This window comes from Sedimentibacter sp. B4 (genome assembly GCF_000309315.1).
Lineage (GTDB): Bacteria > Bacillota > Clostridia > Tissierellales > Sedimentibacteraceae > Sedimentibacter > Sedimentibacter saalensis.
This window is the reverse complement of the sequence record NZ_CANG01000915.1, coordinates 1-224: the sequence shown is the minus strand read 5'-3', so window position 1 is coordinate 224 and position 224 is coordinate 1. Positions and strand designations below refer to the sequence as shown.

Genomic DNA, 224 nt, shown 5'->3' with positions numbered 1-224 from the left:
TCGAAGGGCTCCATGATGACGGCAAGCCGGTGGTCCTCTTCTTGTGTACTCACAACGCCGGCCGCTCGCAGATGGCGCTCGGCTTCTTCCAGGCCCTGACCGGTGACGGCGCGGTGGCCTGGTCGGGTGGTTCCGAGCCGGGCATCGAGGTCAACCCGGCAGCAATTGCCGCCATGGCCGAGCGTGGTATCGACATCTCTGGGGAGTTCCCCAAGCCGTGGACC

General features: G+C 66.1%; 1 pseudogene. It reads left to right on the top strand.

Annotated elements, in window-relative coordinates:
• Positions 1–224, top strand: a pseudogene (locus tag BN358_RS15270) (low molecular weight phosphatase family protein); the annotation flags it as partial.